Annotated in this window: 16 protein-coding genes and 1 other RNA gene; 4 read left to right on the forward strand and 13 right to left on the reverse strand. The window is 56.4% G+C overall.

The annotated features are described in order from the left end of the window. Positions 1–11: 11 nt before the first annotated feature. The 6 genes from gcvH to FND52_RS10315 all read right to left on the reverse strand — a co-directional run bounded on the left by gcvH (position 12) and on the right by FND52_RS10315 (position 6,245). The gene (gene gcvH, locus FND52_RS10290) at positions 12–401 is read right to left on the reverse strand and encodes a glycine cleavage system protein GcvH (protein ID WP_144130719.1); all 390 of its coding nucleotides are present in this window, start codon (positions 399–401) and stop codon (positions 12–14) included. Between the two features lie 26 nt (positions 402–427). Beyond that, positions 428–1,525 (reverse strand): glycine cleavage system aminomethyltransferase GcvT, encoded by a 1,098-nt coding sequence (gene gcvT / locus FND52_RS10295; RefSeq protein ID WP_125293257.1) that lies wholly within the window; start codon positions 1,523–1,525, stop codon positions 428–430. A gap of 411 nt (positions 1,526–1,936) precedes the next feature. Beyond that, positions 1,937–3,139, reverse strand: a complete 1,203-nt coding sequence (gene ubiI / locus FND52_RS10300) for an FAD-dependent 2-octaprenylphenol hydroxylase (RefSeq protein ID WP_125293256.1) — start codon at positions 3,137–3,139, stop codon at positions 1,937–1,939. Positions 3,140–3,149: 10 nt separating this feature from the next. Further along, complete coding sequence (gene ubiH, locus FND52_RS10305) at positions 3,150–4,325, reverse strand: 2-octaprenyl-6-methoxyphenyl hydroxylase (protein ID WP_144130720.1); 1,176 nt, start codon at positions 4,323–4,325, stop codon at positions 3,150–3,152. Further along, on the reverse strand, positions 4,322–5,638 hold the full coding sequence (gene pepP, locus FND52_RS10310; RefSeq protein ID WP_144130721.1) for a Xaa-Pro aminopeptidase: 1,317 nt from the start codon (positions 5,636–5,638) through the stop codon (positions 4,322–4,324). Before pepP ends, ubiH begins: the two co-directional genes overlap by 4 nt. A gap of 25 nt (positions 5,639–5,663) precedes the next feature. Next, complete coding sequence (locus FND52_RS10315; RefSeq protein WP_125293253.1) at positions 5,664–6,245, reverse strand: YecA/YgfB family protein; 582 nt, start codon at positions 6,243–6,245, stop codon at positions 5,664–5,666. A gap of 161 nt (positions 6,246–6,406) precedes the next feature. On the opposite strand from FND52_RS10315, the gene zapA reads away from it, so the two are divergent. The 3 genes from zapA (at position 6,407) to FND52_RS10330 (ending at position 7,620) form a co-directional block, all read left to right on the forward strand. Then, positions 6,407–6,736, forward strand: a complete 330-nt coding sequence (gene zapA, locus FND52_RS10320) for a cell division protein ZapA (RefSeq protein ID WP_002434440.1) — start codon at positions 6,407–6,409, stop codon at positions 6,734–6,736. A 41-nt stretch (positions 6,737–6,777) separates the two neighbouring features. Then, positions 6,778–6,961, forward strand: a non-coding RNA gene (gene ssrS, locus FND52_RS10325) — 6S RNA. 59 nt (positions 6,962–7,020) lie between these two features. Continuing rightward, positions 7,021–7,620 carry a 5-formyltetrahydrofolate cyclo-ligase gene (locus FND52_RS10330; protein ID WP_144130722.1) on the forward strand — a complete coding sequence of 200 codons (600 nt, stop codon included), beginning with the start codon at positions 7,021–7,023 and terminating at the stop codon, positions 7,618–7,620. 46 nt (positions 7,621–7,666) lie between these two features. On the opposite strand, the gene serA is transcribed toward FND52_RS10330, so the two are convergent. Both serA and rpiA read right to left on the reverse strand, forming a co-directional pair. After that, positions 7,667–8,905, reverse strand: a complete 1,239-nt coding sequence (gene serA, locus FND52_RS10335) for a phosphoglycerate dehydrogenase (RefSeq protein ID WP_125293251.1) — start codon at positions 8,903–8,905, stop codon at positions 7,667–7,669. 270 nt (positions 8,906–9,175) lie between these two features. Then, positions 9,176–9,835: a ribose-5-phosphate isomerase RpiA gene (rpiA, locus tag FND52_RS10340; RefSeq protein ID WP_183170162.1), complete on the reverse strand. Its 660-nt coding sequence runs from the start codon at positions 9,833–9,835 to the stop codon at positions 9,176–9,178. Between the two features lie 178 nt (positions 9,836–10,013). On the opposite strand from rpiA, the gene argP reads away from it, so the two are divergent. Then, complete coding sequence (argP, locus tag FND52_RS10345; RefSeq protein ID WP_125293249.1) at positions 10,014–10,907, forward strand: DNA-binding transcriptional regulator ArgP; 894 nt, start codon at positions 10,014–10,016, stop codon at positions 10,905–10,907. A gap of 31 nt (positions 10,908–10,938) precedes the next feature. On the opposite strand, the gene FND52_RS10350 is transcribed toward argP, so the two are convergent. The 5 genes from FND52_RS10350 to pgk all read right to left on the reverse strand — a co-directional run bounded on the left by FND52_RS10350 (position 10,939) and on the right by pgk (position 16,182). Continuing rightward, positions 10,939–11,709, reverse strand: a complete 771-nt coding sequence (locus FND52_RS10350) for an oxidative stress defense protein (protein ID WP_125293248.1) — start codon at positions 11,707–11,709, stop codon at positions 10,939–10,941. 100 nt (positions 11,710–11,809) lie between these two features. Beyond that, positions 11,810–12,445: an arginine exporter ArgO gene (gene argO, locus FND52_RS10355; protein ID WP_144130723.1), complete on the reverse strand. Its 636-nt coding sequence runs from the start codon at positions 12,443–12,445 to the stop codon at positions 11,810–11,812. Between the two features lie 139 nt (positions 12,446–12,584). Continuing rightward, positions 12,585–13,550 carry a small-conductance mechanosensitive channel MscS gene (gene mscS, locus FND52_RS10360; protein WP_125293246.1) on the reverse strand — a complete coding sequence of 322 codons (966 nt, stop codon included), beginning with the start codon at positions 13,548–13,550 and terminating at the stop codon, positions 12,585–12,587. 199 nt (positions 13,551–13,749) lie between these two features. Continuing rightward, positions 13,750–14,826: a class II fructose-bisphosphate aldolase gene (fbaA, locus tag FND52_RS10365; protein ID WP_144130724.1), complete on the reverse strand. Its 1,077-nt coding sequence runs from the start codon at positions 14,824–14,826 to the stop codon at positions 13,750–13,752. Positions 14,827–15,018: 192 nt separating this feature from the next. Then, positions 15,019–16,182 carry a phosphoglycerate kinase gene (gene pgk / locus FND52_RS10370; protein ID WP_144130725.1) on the reverse strand — a complete coding sequence of 388 codons (1,164 nt, stop codon included), beginning with the start codon at positions 16,180–16,182 and terminating at the stop codon, positions 15,019–15,021. Between the last annotated feature and the right edge of the window lie 19 nt (positions 16,183–16,201).

Below are 16,201 nucleotides of genomic sequence, written 5' to 3' on the forward strand. Positions count from 1 at the left end.
ATGACGCGTATTTATTCGTCTTCTAACAGCGCTTCGTAGCCTGCGGCATCCAGTAACGCTTCAACTTCAGATTCGTCGCTGGCTTTGATACGGAAGATCCAGCCTGCGCCATACGGCTCGCTGTTCACCTGCTCCGGGGAGTCGCTCAGGGCGTCGTTTACCGCAACGATTTCCCCGCTGATGGGCGCATAAATGTCGGATGCCGCTTTCACGGATTCCGCGACCGCGCAGTCATCGCCCGCGCTGACGGTCGCGCCAACGTCCGGTAGATCGACGAATACCATGTCGCCCAGCAGTTCCTGCGCATGTTCGGTAATACCTACGGTGTAAGTGCCGTCCGCTTCTTTGCGCAGCCACTCATGCTCTTTGCTGTATTTCAGTTCACCTGGCACATTGCTCATTTCTTTTTCTCCGAATAACAAAACAGTTACTGAACCACCGGCTTACCGGCGCGAACAAAAATCGGTTTAGTGACGATAACCGGCATTTCACGGTTGCGGATCTGCACAATGGCGGTATCGCCAATCCCGGCCGGAACTCGCGCCAGCGCGATACTGTAGCCCAGCGTTGGCGAGAACGATCCGCTGGTGATCTTGCCTTCCTGTACATTGCCCTGTGCATCGGTGAACCGCACCGGCAGGTCATTACGCAGTACGCCTTTCTCTTTCATCACCAGGCCAACCAACTGGTCGGTGCCTTTCTCTCGCTGGGACTCCAGCGCTTCACGGCCAATAAAATCACGATCTTCCGGCTGCCAGGCAATCGTCCAGCCCATATTGGCTTCCAGCGGGGAAACGCCTTCGTCCATCTCCTGACCGTAAAGATTCATGCCGGCTTCCAGACGCAGCGTATCGCGCGCACCAAGCCCGCACGGCTTCACGCCCGCTTCAACTAACTGGCTCCAGAACGCGGCGGCTTTTTCCGCTGGCATCGCAATTTCATAGCCCGCTTCGCCGGTATAGCCGGTAGTGGCGATAAACAAATCCCCCGCCTGGACGCCAAAGAACGGCTTCATGCCGTCTACGGCCTGGCGCTGTTCGTCGGTAAACAGGGTTGCAGCTTTCTGTTTCGCCTGCGGGCCCTGAACGGCAATCAGCGCCAGGTCGTCGCGAACGGTGATGTCGATGGAATAGGGTTCAGCGTGCTGGGTGATCCAGGCGAGGTCTTTTTCACGGGTGGCGGAGTTAACAACGAGGCGGAAATAATCTTCAGTGAGGAAATAAACAATCAGATCGTCAATCACGCCGCCGGAGGCATTAAGCATCCCGCTGTACAGCGCTTTACCCGGCTGGGTGAGCTTCGCCACGTCATTCGCCAGCAGATAGCGCAGGAATTCGCGGGTGCGCTCGCCATGCAGGTCGACGATGGTCATGTGGGAAACATCGAACATCCCGGCGTCGCTGCGCACCGCGTGATGCTCATCAAGCTGCGAGCCGTAGTGCAGCGGCATCATCCAGCCATGGAAATCCACCATGCGCGCGCCGCAAAGCGTATGTTGTTCGAACAAAGGAGTCTGTTGAGCCATCTTTTCCTCTTTCAGTCAGCAGAGGCTAATTGCCTCTTTACTACTGGACGAAACCCGGCGTCGGCATCATTCCCGCCGCCGACGCAAACGTTACCTTTGGCCTGAAGTTACCATCTAACGCAGGGACAAACCACACGCGAAAATGGGTCATTACATTAGCTTATGACCAAAATGGGAAAAGAAGGCTACAGTGGAATTCACTGGAAAAATGCGAATACAGGCACATAAACGCAACATAATCGGCAGGGATTTTTTACGGGTAAGCATTTACGTCGGAAATTCGGACGAAATCGCTGAAACTGAAAAATCGCCACATTAAAAAAACTAATTCGAAAAATCCGGTCAAATTAGAATAATTCAAATGAGGGAAGGCTTCCCTTTTCAGCGCCGGAAAAGGGAAGTGTGATCGAGTTAACGTAACCAGTCAGGCAGGTCGTTAAGCCCCATCGCTTCGCGAATGAGCTGCGGTTTTACCCCAGGCAGGGTATCCGCCAGTTTGAGCCCAACGTCGCGCAGCAGTTTTTTGGCAGGATGGCTACCGGCAAACAGTTCGCGAAACCCCTGCATGCTGGCCAGCATCACCGCCGCGCTGTGCTTGCGGCTGCGCTCGTAACGGCGCAGGTAGAGGTGCTGCCCAATATCCTTGCCCTGCTTGTGCAGACGGCGGATCTCGGCAATCAGCTCTGCCGCATCCATAAAACCAAGGTTGACGCCCTGTCCGGCGAGCGGATGAATGGTATGAGCCGCATCGCCCACCAGCGCCAGACGGTGCGCAGCGAACTGGCGGGCATAACGCCCGGTCAGCGGATAAATTTGCCGATCGCTTTCCACCGAACACAGGCCGAGGCGGTTATCAAAGGCGATGCACAGTTCCTGATTAAAGGTGTCGGCATCGCACTGCTGCAAGCGCTCTGCCTCTTTCGGCGGCAGTGACCAGACGATGGAGCACAGTCTGGGATCGGGCAACGGCAGAAACGCCAGGATGCCTTCGCCATGGAAAATCTGCCGCGCCACCGCGCCGTGCGGTTCGGTGGTACGAATGGTCGCCACCAGCGCATGATGACGGTAATCCCAGAACGTCAGCGGGATATCGGCACGGTTGCGCAGCCAGGAGTTGGCACCATCGGCACCCACCACCAGCCGCGCCGTGAGCATACTGCCGTCCTGCAATGTCAAAAAGGCTTCATTCTCACCAAACGCCACCTGCTGTAGCTGCGACGGGGCGATCAGCGTGGTGTCCGCGTTGCGGGAGGCTTTATCCCACAGCGCCTGGTGGACCACGCTATTTTCGATAATATGCCCCAGATGACTGTAGCCCATGCTTTTATCGTCGAACGCGATGCGCCCGAAGCTGTCTTTATCCCACACTTCCATGCCATGATAGCGGCTAACCCGCTGTTCCAGAATGGATTGCCAGACGCCAAGTTTTTCCAGCAGTTTTTCGCTGGCCGCGTTAATGGCGGAAACCCGCAGCGCGAAAGGCGCATCCGCCGCCAGCGGTTGCGGACGCTGCTGTTCGAGCACCGCGACGCGTAAGCCGCTGCCCTGCAATCCACACGCCAGCGCCAGCCCGACCATTCCGCCGCCTACAATCGCCACATCTACGCTTTGCACATTTGTCTCCTTAGCGCGCAACCCAACCCAGAGTCCGCCTTGCCAACGCATCGCGCGCTGGCGTGAATATCTCAACGCCGATTAATCCTACATTCCGCCCGACCACCAGCGGCGACCAGTGGTTGGCAAACAGATGCACCAGCCCGTCGGTCACGCCGACGGTGGCATCGCGATCCGGTTCGCGCTGGCGCTGCCAGCCGTTAAGCACCGCAAATCCGCCAATGTCCTGCCCGGCCTGCCAGGCCTGCGCCACGTTTTCCGCCAGGGTGATCACATCGCGCATCCCGAGGTTAAACCCCTGTCCGGCGATAGGATGCAGCGTCTGCGAGGCATTGCCCACCAGCGCAACGCGATGGGAGACCGACGATTCTGCGCGGCTCAACACCAGTGGATAGGCGCTTCTGGCCCCCGCATGGGTAATGCGGCCCAGTCGCCAGCCGAACGCTTTCTGAAGCTCATCGCAAAACCGCGCATCACTCCAGTCCAGCACCTGTTGGTTTTCCAGCGGATGGCACCACACCAGCGAACAGCGTCCCTGGGCCATCGGCAATACCGCCAGCGGCCCATGTTCGGTAAAGCGCTCGAACGCGCGGCCACGGTGCGGTTGCGCGGTGGTGACGTTAGCGATCACCGCGAGCTGTTGATAAGGAATATTTTGCCAGCGGATGCCGCACTGCTCGCCAATAAAGGAACGCGAACCGTCCGCCGCCACCAGCAGCGCGCCGCGGATCTGCTGGCCGTTAGACAGGGTGACATCAACGTGCTGCTCGTCGCGCGTCACGCTCATTACTCTGGTTGGGCAGTGCAGCGTCACGCCGCGCGCGCGCTTGAGCAGCGAAAACAGCCGCTGACCGACTTCGTGCAGCTCAACCACCTGCCCCAGCGCATCAATCTGATAATCCCGCGCTTCGATGGTGACAAACCCGGCGTGACCGCGATCGCTGACGTGTACCGTTTCAATGGCGGTGGCGCAGTCGGCCAGATTTTGCCAGATGCCGATGCGCGCCAGATGCGCCACGGTACCCTGGGCCAAAGCGATGGCGCGGGCGTCAAACCCTGGATGCGCGGTGCTGGAAGGCGGCGTGGCCTCAACCAGATGCACCGCCAGCTTGCCTTGGGTTAAGTGGGAAATCGCCAGCGCCAGGGTCGCGCCCGCCATTCCGCCGCCGACGATGATGATGCTCATGGCTGTTTCGCCGCAGCCATGAGCGCTTCGATATCATCGGGGCGCTTCACCACGCTTGCCGTCAGGTTTTCATTACCGGTTGCGGTGATCAGGATGTCGTCTTCAACCCGAATGCCGATGCCGCGATACTGCGGCGGCACGTCGGCGTCCGGCGCGATATACAGACCCGGCTCGACGGTGATCACCATGCCCGGCTCCAGGGTGCGGGAGCGATCCGGGCCGTACACGCCCACGTCATGCACATCCAGCCCCAGCCAGTGGCTTAAGCCATGCATAAAGTAAGGACGGTGGGCGTTTTCGCTAATGAGCAGATCGACATCGCCTTTCAGGATGCCCAGTTTCACCAGGCCGGTAACCATGATGCGCACCACCTCCTGAGTGACCTCCTGCATGGAGGTGCCAGGACGATACCGCTCAAGCGCCGCATCCAGCGAGGCCAGCACGATGTCATAGATTTCGCGCTGCGGCTGGGTGAATTTACCGTTGATCGGGAAGGTCCGGGTGATGTCGCCCGCGTAGCCCTGGTATTCGCAGCCCGCGTCAATCAGCACCAGTTCGCCATCCTGCAACGGCGATTCGTTTTCGGTGTAATGCAAAATGCAGCCGTTTTCGCCGCCGCCCACAATAGTGTTGTAAGACGGGAAGCGTGCGCCGTGGCGGTTGAATTCGTGAAGGATTTCGCCTTCTAGCTGATATTCAAACATCCCCGGACGGCATTTCTCCATGGCCCGGGTGTGGGCCAGCGCGGTGATTTCTCCGGCGCGGCGCAGCACGGCGATCTCTTCTTCGGATTTGAACAGGCGCATTTCATGCACCCACGGACGCCAGTCGGTAAGCGTGGCGGGCGCAGTGAGATTCTGGCGCGAACCGCGACGCAGTTTATCCAGCGCGTGGAACACGGCCACGTCGGCAAAATCGTACTGGCCCTGGGCGTGGTACACCACGTCGAGACCATTTAACAGTTGAAACAGCTGCTCGTTGAGCTCATCCCAGGCCAGCGCGCGATCCACCGCCAGTTTTTCCGGCGCGGCCTCCTGCCCCAAACGACGGCCAAACCAGATTTCGGCAGTTTTATCGCGCACCCGGTTAAACAACACGCTGTGGTTGTGAGTATCGTCGCTTTTGATCAGCACCAGCAGGGCTTCGGGTTCGTTAAACCCGGTGAAGTACCAGAAATCGCTGTTCTGGCGGAAAGGGTATTCGCTGTCGGCGCTGCGGGTCATTTCCGGCGCGGCGAAAATCAACGCGGCGCTGCCCGGCGCCATTTTTGCCAGTAACTGCTGGCGACGACGAAGGAATTCCTGTTGTGTCATGGCGCCTCCTACGCGGTGACGAAAATTAATGGAGCGTCGGTTTACGCACTTCCGGCGCGGTCGGCTGCTGCTGGCGACTAAAGGTGTCGTGGCAAAGCAGCGCGGCAACGCGGACGTACTCGACAATCTCTTCAAGAGACATTTCTAATTCTTCCTGATCCTCTTCTTCATCGTAACCCAGCTGGGCGATGTTGCGCAGATCGTCGATCGCTTCGCCGGTCTCGCCGGTGACTTTATCCAGCTTAGTCTGGGTTACGCCGAGGCCCAGCAGAAAGTGGTTAACCCAGCCCGCCAGCGCATCGGCGCGGTCGAATACCGAGACGTCATCCCCTTCCGGCAGGTAGAGCTGGAACAGGAAACCGTCGTCTTCCAGCGAATCGCTGGTGGCGGAGTGCATCTGACGCAGCGCCTGCGCCAGGTTCTGGCCGAAGGCCAGACCTTCGTTGGTCAGGTCGTGCAACAACGGCTGCCAACTGCTGTCATTATTGCCACCGCACAGCATCCCACTGATGAGGCCATGCATTTCGGCGGGCGTCAGTCCTACACCCTGTTGGGTGAGTAGCTGGTTAACGTCATCGTAACCAGGTAAAGCGTTCTGTATAGACATGCGCATTCATCGTCGTTGGGAGGAAAAGTTCGTGTTATGCTACCACTTTGGGCCCTGGGGATACCAGAAAAGGGCTTGTATCTTCATATAAGGGTAGCTATAGTGTCGCCCCTTCGCAGCCCCGGCTGCGATAGCAGGCGAGTCAACAGCAGGAAGGTGGAATGTCTGCACAACCAGTCGATATCCAAATTTTTGGGCGTTCACTGCGGGTGAATTGTCCGCCTGAACAAAAAGATGCGTTGAATCAGGCTGCAGAAGAGCTGAATCAACGGTTGCAAGATTTAAAAGTTCGCACTAGAGTCACAAATACCGAGCAGTTAGTCTTCATCGCAGCACTCAACATTTGCTATGAACTAACGCAGGAAAAGGCCAAGACTCGTGACTACGCTGAAAGCATGGAACAGCGTATCAGAATGCTCCAGCAGACCATTGAACAGGCATTACTTGAGCAAGGTCGCATAAGTGAGAGAACGGGGCCGAAGTTTGAATAACACTTCAGGGTTTACTATGGTAGAGTGACCGTGAAGAAAAAATTTCTCTGAGATGTTCGCAAGCGGGCCAGTCCCCTGAGCCGATATTTCATACCAACAGAATGTGGCGCTCCATGGTTGGTGAGCATGCTCGGTTCGTCCGAGAAGCCTTAAGACCATGACGACACATTCACCTTGAACCAAGGGTTCAAGGGTTACAGCCTGCGGCGGCATCTCGGAGATTCCCTTCCCTACCCAATCAGCCTTACCAACAGCGACACCTTCACACTGAAGGATACTGTTTCATGACCCAACAACCTTTACCCATTTCCCCACGCCAGCAAATCCGCCAGCAGATCAGACTACGCCGAAAAGCGCTTACCTGGCAGCAACAGTTGCATGCCGCGCAGCAGGGTGCCGCACGCATGATGGCCTTCGCGCCGGTTGTTGAGGCGCACACCGTGGCGTTGTTTCTCTCTTTTGATGGCGAACTGGATACCCGCCCCTTAATTGAAGGGCTGTGGCGCGCGGGGAAAAAAGTCTATTTGCCGGTGCTGCATCCGTTTAGCCCGGGAAACCTGCTGTTTCTGCGCTACTTCCCCGACAGCGATCTGGTGCTCAATCAGTTTAAAATTCATGAGCCGGTGCTGGATGTGCGCCACGTTTTACCGCTCCACAAGCTCGATGTGCTGGTCACCCCACTGGTAGCGTTTGATTCCGTCGGGCAGCGTCTCGGCATGGGCGGCGGTTTTTATGATCGCACTTTGCAGAACTGGCGCGCACACGGCCTGTTCCCGGTAGGCTACGCCCACGACTGCCAGCACGTGGAATCACTGCCGGTTGAAGAGTGGGATATCCCATTGCCCGCCGTGATCACCCCGACTGCCACCTGGCAATGGCAATAAAAAAGCCCACCGAAGTGGGCTTAGCGCGTTAAAAAATTCAGAAAAATCAGTACAGCAGGCGCGCGCGGATAGTGCCCGGGATCGCTTTCATCGCCTGTAGCGCATTGAAGGCAACATCTTCTTCCGCATCAATATCAATCACCACATAACCCATTTGCGACGTGGTTTGCAGATACTGGGCCGCAATGTTCACGCCCTGTTCGGCGAAGATCTGGTTGATAGCGGTGAGAATGCCTGGACGGTTTTCGTGAATGTGCAGCAGACGGCTGACGCGGCCTTCGTGCAGCGGCAGCGATACTTCCGGGAAGTTCACGGCAGACAGGGTTGAGCCGTTATCGGAGTATTTCGCCAGTTTACCCGCCACTTCCAGACCGATGTTTTCCTGCGCTTCCTGGGTAGAGCCGCCGACGTGCGGCGTCAGGATCACGTTATCGAATTCGCACAGCGGCGAGTTAAACGGATCGCTGTTGGTAGCCGGTTCGGTCGGGAATACGTCAATGGCCGCCCCCGCCAGATGTTTGCGTGACAGCGCATCGCACAGCGCCGGGATATCTACCACGGTGCCACGTGCGGCGTTGATCAGCAGCGAGCCCGGCTTCATCAGCGCCAGCTGTTCCGCGCCGATCATATCTTTGGTCGAGGCGTTTTCCGGCACGTGCAGGCTGACCACGTCGCTCATATTCAAAAGCTCGGAGAGATACTGCACCTGCGTGGCGTTGCCCAGCGGCAGTTTGCTTTCGATATCGTAGAAATAGACGTGCATGCCCAGCGATTCCGCCAGAATGCCCAATTGGGTGCCGATGTGGCCGTAACCGATAATGCCCAGCTTTTTACCACGCGCTTCAAAAGAGCCCGCCGCCTGCTTGTTCCAGATACCGCGGTGCGCTTTGGCGTTCGCTTCAGGAATGCCGCGCAGCAGCAGCAGCAATTCGCCGATCACCAGTTCGGCGACCGAACGGGTATTAGAGAATGGTGCGTTAAACACCGGCACGCCGCGACGCGCCGCCGCCTGCAAATCAACCTGATTGGTGCCGATGCAGAAACAGCCTACCGCCACCAGTTTTTCCGCCGCAGCGAAGATCTCTTCAGTCAGATGAGTACGGGATCGCAGGCCGATGAAATGGGCATCACGGACGGACGCTTTCAGTTGCTCGCTGTCCAGCGCGCCTTTGTGATATTCGATATTGGTATATCCTGCTGCGCGCAGGCTATCGATGGCTTTCTGGTGAACACCTTCCACCAGTAAGAATTTAATCTTGTCTTTTTCCAGTGATACTTTTGCCATTTCCCGACCCTGTTATTCTGAGCTGATGTTGTGCTGGGTAATAAGTCACCCTTCTGCCAACATATCAAAATTTCGCGGCCCGGCAATATGAACGTTTGCGTCACGATTTTGAAGAAATATCATCCAACTGCAAAAGCCAGAATAAAATATTGCCCGAAAGAATAAAGACGAAAGGAATGACAGGAGTGTGTCGAAATTGTGACAGATGTCACCAAATTTCGTGGGGGGGAATTTTTTTCTGAAACAGGGCACTTTCGTGCCCCACTCAGATCATTTTACGATGGTTTTCACGCCGTCGGCGGTACCGATCAGTGCCACATCTGCGCCACGATTAGCGAACAGCCCCACGGTCACCACGCCCGGAATACTGTTAATGGCATTCTCCAGCGCCACAGGGTCGATGATTTCAAGGCCATGCACGTCAAGGATCACATTGCCATTATCGGTCAACACGCCCTGGCGGTACTCCGGTCGGCCACCGAGTTTAACCAGCTGACGCGCCACGCAGCTGCGTGCCATCGGGATCACTTCCACCGGCAGCGGGAATGCGCCAAGGATATCCACTTGCTTGGAGGCGTCCGCGATGCAGATAAACTTCTCCGCCACCGAAGCAATGATTTTCTCGCGGGTTAACGCCGCGCCACCGCCTTTGATCATCTGCATATGGCCGTTGATCTCGTCGGCACCGTCAACATAGATGCCCAGCGAATCCACTTCATTGAGATCGTAAACGGTAATGCCGAGCGCCTTGAGCTTTTCAGTGGAAGCATCAGAGCTTGAAACCGCGCCATCGATTTGATGCTTGATGGTGCCAAGCGCATCAATAAAGTGTGCGGCGGTCGATCCTGTACCGACTCCTACGATGGTGCCGGGCTGCACGTACTGGAGCGCCGCCCAACCCACTGCTTTTTTCAGTTCATCCTGCGTCATGGTCTTTTGCCTGTGGTATGAAATCTGTGGCGCATTATAGAACAAGGCGTGACGAAAAGGGGTATCTATTGGCGCGGCAAATCTCTACCAGATTCTGTTTTTGTCGGTAACGCCGGGAAAATTATGTCATAGTGCCCGGTAGTGCAGATTATCAGGAATTCAGGAGCTACCCCGAGACATGAAACGCCCGGACTACAGAACATTGCAGGCGCTGGACGCAGTCATTCGTGAACGCGGTTTTGAGCGCGCGGCGCAGAAGCTGTGCATTACTCAATCGGCGGTATCACAGCGGATAAAGCAACTGGAGAATCTGTTCGGCCAGCCGCTGCTGGTGCGTACCGTGCCGCCCCGCCCCACTGAACAGGGGCAAAAGCTGCTGGCGCTGCTGCGCCAGGTGGAGCTGCTGGAAGATGAGTGGCTGGGAGATGAGCAGACCGGTTCGACCCCGCTGCTACTCTCACTGGCGGTCAACGCCGACAGTCTGGCGACGTGGCTGCTGCCGGCGTTAGCGCCGGTACTGGTCGATTCACCCATTCGCCTCAATCTTCAGGTTGAAGACGAAACCCGCACCCAGGAACGCCTGCGGCGCGGCGAGGTGGTGGGGGCGGTGAGTATTCAGCCCCAGCCGCTGCCGAGCTGTCTGGTGGATCAACTGGGGGCGCTTGATTACCTGTTTGTGGGTTCGAAAGCCTTTGCGGAACGCTATTTCCCCAACGGCGTCACTCGCGCCGCGTTGCTGAAAGCGCCCGCCGTGGCGTTCGACCATCTGGACGATATGCACCAGGCGTTTCTACAGCAGAATTTCGACCTGTCGCCCGGCAGCGTGCCCTGCCACATCGTCAACTCCTCTGAAGCCTTTGTGCAGCTGGCGCGTCAGGGCACCACCTGCTGTATGATCCCCCATTTGCAGATTGAAAAAGAGCTGGCAAGCGGCGAGCTGATCGATTTGACGCCGGGGCTATTCCAGCGCCGGATGCTTTACTGGCACCGCTTTGCGCCAGAAAGCCGCATGATGCGCAACGTCACCGATGCGCTGCTGGAATACGGTCATAAGGTGTTGCGCCAGGTGTAAAAAAACCCGCCGGTTGGCGGGTTTGTTGTTATTACTGCGCGGTTTGCGAAGGGGTTGTTGTCGCAGGCTGCGACTGCGTGGTGCCCTGCCCCTGGCCAGGCTGGAGTTCAAACACCACATCCACCTGATCGTCAAACTGGATGGTCGGCTGCTCGTAGGTTTCCTGAGCCGAAACCGCTGGCGCGGCGTCCGCTTTCATCATGCGAACCATTGGGCTCGGCTGATAGTTGGAAACGTGATAACGCACGCTGTAGACCGGGCCGAGTTTGCCTTTGAAGCCTTCCGCAAGCTGCTGCGCCTGGTGGGTGGCATCGTCAATCGCCGCTTTACGCGCTTTATCTTTATACTGCTCCGGGTCGGCTACGGCTAACGAGACCGCGCGGATTTCGTTGAGGCCTGCTTTTAACGCCCCGTCAAGCAGGTTGTTAAGCTTGTCGAGCTGGCGCACGGTCACTTCAACGGTGCGGATCGCGCGATAGCCTTTAAGAATGCTTTTGCCGTTCTGGTAGTCGTAATCCGGCTGAGTGCGCAAGTTCGCCGAATTGATATCTTTTTTCTCTACCCCGTTTTCCTGCAGGAAAGTGAGGTATTGCGCAACGCGATCGTCAGCCTGCTTTTTGGCTGCGGCGGCGTCTTTAGCGGAAACATTCACTTCGATAGCGAGTGTCGCGATATCCGGCACTGCATCGACGCTGGCCGTCCCTGACGTCACGATATGTGGTCCGTTCGGCAGTTCGTTTGCCTGCACGCCACCCGCGCCTAATCCAATCATTGCCGCCAGGGCCATCACTTTAAACTTCACTGTTCTTCCTCCGTGTACGTTCCAGATCACACGCCCGGGAATAACACGAGCGCCACGTGCAAGCTTAGCCGCTGGCGGACGAAAGTCTATAAGAGAAAGATTAGTTAATCAGTTGTGACAGATGGTTAACGCCATCTTTCGCCAGTTGGCAAGCAATCACCCACATCACCAGCCCGACTACGCCATTGATAATTCGCTGCGCTTTAGCCGTGCGCAGACGCGGCGCCAGCCAGGCGGCCAGCAGCGCGAGTCCGAAAAACCACAGGAACGACGCGCTGACCGTGCCTAACGCAAAGGCGCGTTTTGGCCCTTCGGCCAGTTGGCTGCCTAAACTGCCCAACACCACAAAGGTATCGAGATAAACATGCGGATTTAGCCAGGTCACCGCTAATAGCGTACCGATAATACGCATTCGGCCCTGGCGCATCACTTCGGCGTTGGCCAGTTCGATATTGTGGCTCATGGCGGTGCGAAACGCGCCCCAGCCGTACCACAGCAAAAAACCAACGCCGCCCCAGGTGACCAGCGCCAGCAGCCAGGGGGACTGCATCAGGATCGCGCTGCCGCCAAAAATCCCCGCGCAAATCAGCGCTAAGTCGCTGATGGCGCACAGCAACGCAATCATTAAATGGTACTGGCGGCGAATGCCCTGGTTCATTACAAAGGCGTTTTGCGGGCCTAATGGAAGGATCATGGCCGCACCAAGAGCAAGCCCTTGAAAATAATAACTTATCACACTGCTTTCCTGAAATTCACGAGAGGGATGGCAAGTGTAATGCGCCACGCTCATTAGCTCTAACGCAAAGTTTTAATCGCTAATAAGCATGGCTAATAGCTTCAGGCAAAAGAAAGCCAGCGAAACGCTGGCTTAGGGATTATTGCGCGTCGGTGGGTTTATCCAGTGACGTCGGTTTGATGTCCTGCGCCGTGGTCTCGGTGATGATAGACGGCTGCTTCGGCTGGGGCTTCTCTGCCCGCACCTGTTCCTGCTTAGGCTGCGCCAGCTGTTTGACGTTCACATCCATCTGCGGATACGGGATGCTGATGCCCTCGGCGTCCAGCGCTTTTTTCGCGCGCTCAAGGATATCCCAGTAAACGTCCTGCAAATCGCTGCTTTTGCTCCAGGCACGCACCACAAAGTTGATGGAGGAAGCGCCCAGCTCGTTCATGCGCACCGTTCTTTCACGATCCGGCAGGATACGCTCATCGGACATCACGATATCGGTCAGGATCTCGCGGACGCGGTCAATATCCGCGTCGTAAGACACGCCGATCACCAGTTCGTTACGGCGCACCGGCTGGCGCGAAAAGTTGATGATGTTACCCGCGATAATTTTACCGTTCGGCACCACCACATACTTACCGTCGGCGGTAATCAGCGTGGTCGAGAAAATCTGCACGTGCTGTACGGTGCCCGCAATCCCGCCGAGATCGACATACTCCCCGGCGCGGAAAGGCCGGAAGGTGACCAACAGTACGCCTGCCGCCAGGTTCGACAGCGACCCCTGCAGCGCCAGGCCCACCGCTAAACCCGCCGCACCCAGCACGGCGATGACCGAGGCCGTTTGCACGCCCACGCGCCCCAGCGCGGCAATCAGGGTAAACGCGATAATGCCGTAGCGCACCAGTGCGGACAGGAAATCCGCCACGGTGGCATCGATATGACGCGCCAGCATCAGCTTGTTGACGGTATTGGAAATCGCGCGCGCCACAATCATCCCCACGATGATGATCGCGATGGCCGCAACGATATTGACTAAATAACTCAACAGCAGCGCCTGGTTGGTCACCAGCCAGTCACCAGCACCGTTGATGCTGTCGACAACGTTCAAATCTTCCATTTACGGTTCCTTTTGCTATCGCTAAATTTGGCTTTCATTGCCCCGCTGGGCTTTGAATCATGGTTTATAAAGGGTAAACAAAAACGCTGGAGTGTGCCAAGTCGGTCACAGAAATGGGATGCTGTGGCGGGTAATACCGGGAAAATTAACAAAAAACCCGCACAAGGCGGGTTTTATATACGGGCGTTAGCGCAACAAATTACAGAACGTCAACCGCGTTCAGTTCTTTGAAAGCCTGCTCCAGACGAGTGATCATAGAAGTCTGGGCAGAACGCAGCCATACGCGCGGATCGTAGTATTTCTTGTTCGGCTGATCTTCGCCTTTCGGGTTGCCCAGCTGACCTTGCAGATACGCCTCGTTAGCTTTGTAGTAGTTCAGAATACCTTCCCAGGTCGCCCATTGGGTATCGGTATCGATGTTCATTTTGATCACGCCATAGCTGACGGAATCTTTGATTTCCTGAGCGGAAGAACCGGAACCGCCGTGGAACACGAAGTTCAGGCTGTTGTGCGGCAGGTTGTGTTTTTTGGACACATATTCCTGAGAATCGCGCAGGATGGTCGGGGTCAGTTTGACGTTGCCCGGCTTGTAAACGCCGTGAACGTTACCGAAAGAAGCCGCAATGGTGAAGCGCGGGCTGATGGCGTTCAGTTTGGTGTACGCGTAATCCACGTCTTCCGGCTGGGTGTACAGTGCGGAAGCGTCCATGTGGCTGTTGTCCACGCCGTCTTCTTCACCACCGGTGCAACCCAGTTCGATTTCCAGCGTCATGCCGATTTTGGACATGCGCTCCAGGTATTTAGAGCAGATTTCGATGTTCTCTTCCAGAGACTCTTCAGACAGGTCGATCATGTGAGAAGAGAACAGCGGTTTGCCGGTAGCGGCGAAGTGTTTTTCACCTGCATCCAGCAGACCGTCGATCCACGGCAGCAGTTTCTTCGCGCAGTGGTCGGTATGCAGGATCACCGGCACACCGTAGTGTTCAGCCATCTGATGTACGTGATGCGCGCCAGAGATCGCGCCAAGAATCGCAGCCTGCTGCCCTTCTGCTTTCAGGCCTTTGCCCGCGATAAACGCAGCGCCGCCGTTAGAGAACTGAACAATGACCGGAGCTTTAACTTTTGCAGCGGTTTCCAGCACTGCGTTGATGGAGTCGGTGCCTACACAGTTAACCGCTGGCAGAGCAAAGTTATTCTCTTTAGCCACCTGGAAGATTTTCTGTACGTCATCACCCGTGACTACGCCCGGTTTTACGAAATCAAAAATTTTAGACATGTTTAGGTTGTCCTGTATCGTCGACCATCTTTTACCCGTTGTTTTTCGCGCCGCTGGCGTGATGGCTAAACTGGCGCATCTGAAACCGAAGTTTCAAATCAGCGCATCGTTTTGCCGCCTTCCTGCGACCTGAAATCCATTGGGTAGAAAAGTTATTTGAAAATCAGGCGGGTTTCCCCGCCTGTTCAACGCTTACTTCTTAGCACGCTCTTCGAGCATAGCTACGGCTGGAAGCACTTTGCCTTCCACGAACTCAAGGAATGCGCCGCCGCCAGTAGAGATGTAGGAAATTTTGTCAGAAATACCGAACAGATCGATAGCTGCCAGCGTATCACCGCCGCCAGCGATGGAGAACGCGTCGCTGTCTGCGATAGCGTTAGCTACGATTTCGGTACCTTTACGGAAGTTAGGGAATTCGAACACGCCAACCGGACCGTTCCACAGAATGGTTTTAGCGTTTTTCAGGATTTCCGCCAGTTTCTGCGCGGAAACGTCGCCAATATCCAGGATCTGCTCGTCGTCTTTCACGTCGGTAACAGATTTCAGGGTAGCGTCTGCGGTTTCAGAGAACTCGGTAGCCACGCGAACATCGGTCGGAACCGGGATATCGCAGGTGCTCAGCAGGCGTTTCGCTTCATCAACCAGATCGGCTTCGTACAGGGATTTACCCACGTTGTGGCCCTGGGCAGCAACGAAGGTGTTAGCGATGCCGCCGCCGACGATCAGCTGATCGGCGATTTTAGACAGCGAGTCCAGTACGGTCAGTTTGGTAGACACTTTAGAACCGCCAACGATAGCCACCATCGGGCGAGCCGGCTCTTTCAGCGCTTTACCCAGCGCTTCCAGTTCGTCAGCCAGCAGTGGGCCAGCGCACGCTACGTCTGCAAATTTGCCCACGCCGTGGGTAGAGGCCTGCGCGCGGTGCGCAGTACCGAATGCGTCCATGACGAACACATCGCACAGCGCGGCGTATTTTTTCGCCAGGGTTTCGTCGTCTTTCTTCTCGCCTTTGTTAAAGCGAACGTTTTCCAGAACCACTAACTCGCCTTCAGCCACTTCTACGCCGTCCAGGTAGTCTTTAGCCAGACGTACCGGGTTGGAGAGTTTGTCTTTCAGGTAGTTAACAACCGGCAGCAGAGAGAATTCTTCGTTGTATTCACCTTCGGTCGGGCGACCCAGGTGGGAGGTAACCATCACTTTAGCACCCTGTTTCAGGGCCAGTTCGATGGTCGGCAGCGATGCGCGGATACGGGCATCAGAAGTCACTTTACCTTCTTTAACCGGCACGTTCAGATCGGCACGGATCAGTACGCGTTTACCTGCCAGATCCAGATCGGTCATCTTAATTACAGACATGGTGAATCCTCTCGTTGAT

Origin of the sequence: Atlantibacter subterraneus (genome assembly GCF_007570865.1) — a bacterium.
GTDB lineage: Bacteria > Pseudomonadota > Gammaproteobacteria > Enterobacterales > Enterobacteriaceae > Atlantibacter > Atlantibacter subterraneus.

Bases quoted from the DNA above. Each gene is read 5' to 3' on its own strand.
- gcvH (WP_144130719.1), bottom strand. From the start codon at position 401: ATGAGCAATGTGCCAGGTGAACTGAAATACAGCAAAGAGCATGAGTGG.
- pgk (WP_144130725.1), bottom strand. From the start codon at position 16,182: ATGTCTGTAATTAAGATGACCGATCTGGATCTGGCAGGTAAACGCGTA.
- serA (WP_125293251.1), bottom strand. From the start codon at position 8,905: ATGGCAAAAGTATCACTGGAAAAAGACAAGATTAAATTCTTACTGGTG.
- gcvT (WP_125293257.1), bottom strand. From the start codon at position 1,525: ATGGCTCAACAGACTCCTTTGTTCGAACAACATACGCTTTGCGGCGCG.
- pepP (WP_144130721.1), bottom strand. From the start codon at position 5,638: ATGACACAACAGGAATTCCTTCGTCGTCGCCAGCAGTTACTGGCAAAA.
- FND52_RS10330 (WP_144130722.1), top strand. From the start codon at position 7,021: ATGACCCAACAACCTTTACCCATTTCCCCACGCCAGCAAATCCGCCAG.
- rpiA (WP_183170162.1), bottom strand. From the start codon at position 9,835: ATGACGCAGGATGAACTGAAAAAAGCAGTGGGTTGGGCGGCGCTCCAG.
- FND52_RS10315 (WP_125293253.1), bottom strand. From the start codon at position 6,245: ATGTCTATACAGAACGCTTTACCTGGTTACGATGACGTTAACCAGCTA.
- argP (WP_125293249.1), top strand. From the start codon at position 10,014: ATGAAACGCCCGGACTACAGAACATTGCAGGCGCTGGACGCAGTCATT.
- mscS (WP_125293246.1), bottom strand. From the start codon at position 13,550: ATGGAAGATTTGAACGTTGTCGACAGCATCAACGGTGCTGGTGACTGG.
- ubiH (WP_144130720.1), bottom strand. From the start codon at position 4,325: ATGAGCATCATCATCGTCGGCGGCGGAATGGCGGGCGCGACCCTGGCG.
- fbaA (WP_144130724.1), bottom strand. From the start codon at position 14,826: ATGTCTAAAATTTTTGATTTCGTAAAACCGGGCGTAGTCACGGGTGAT.
- zapA (WP_002434440.1), top strand. From the start codon at position 6,407: ATGTCTGCACAACCAGTCGATATCCAAATTTTTGGGCGTTCACTGCGG.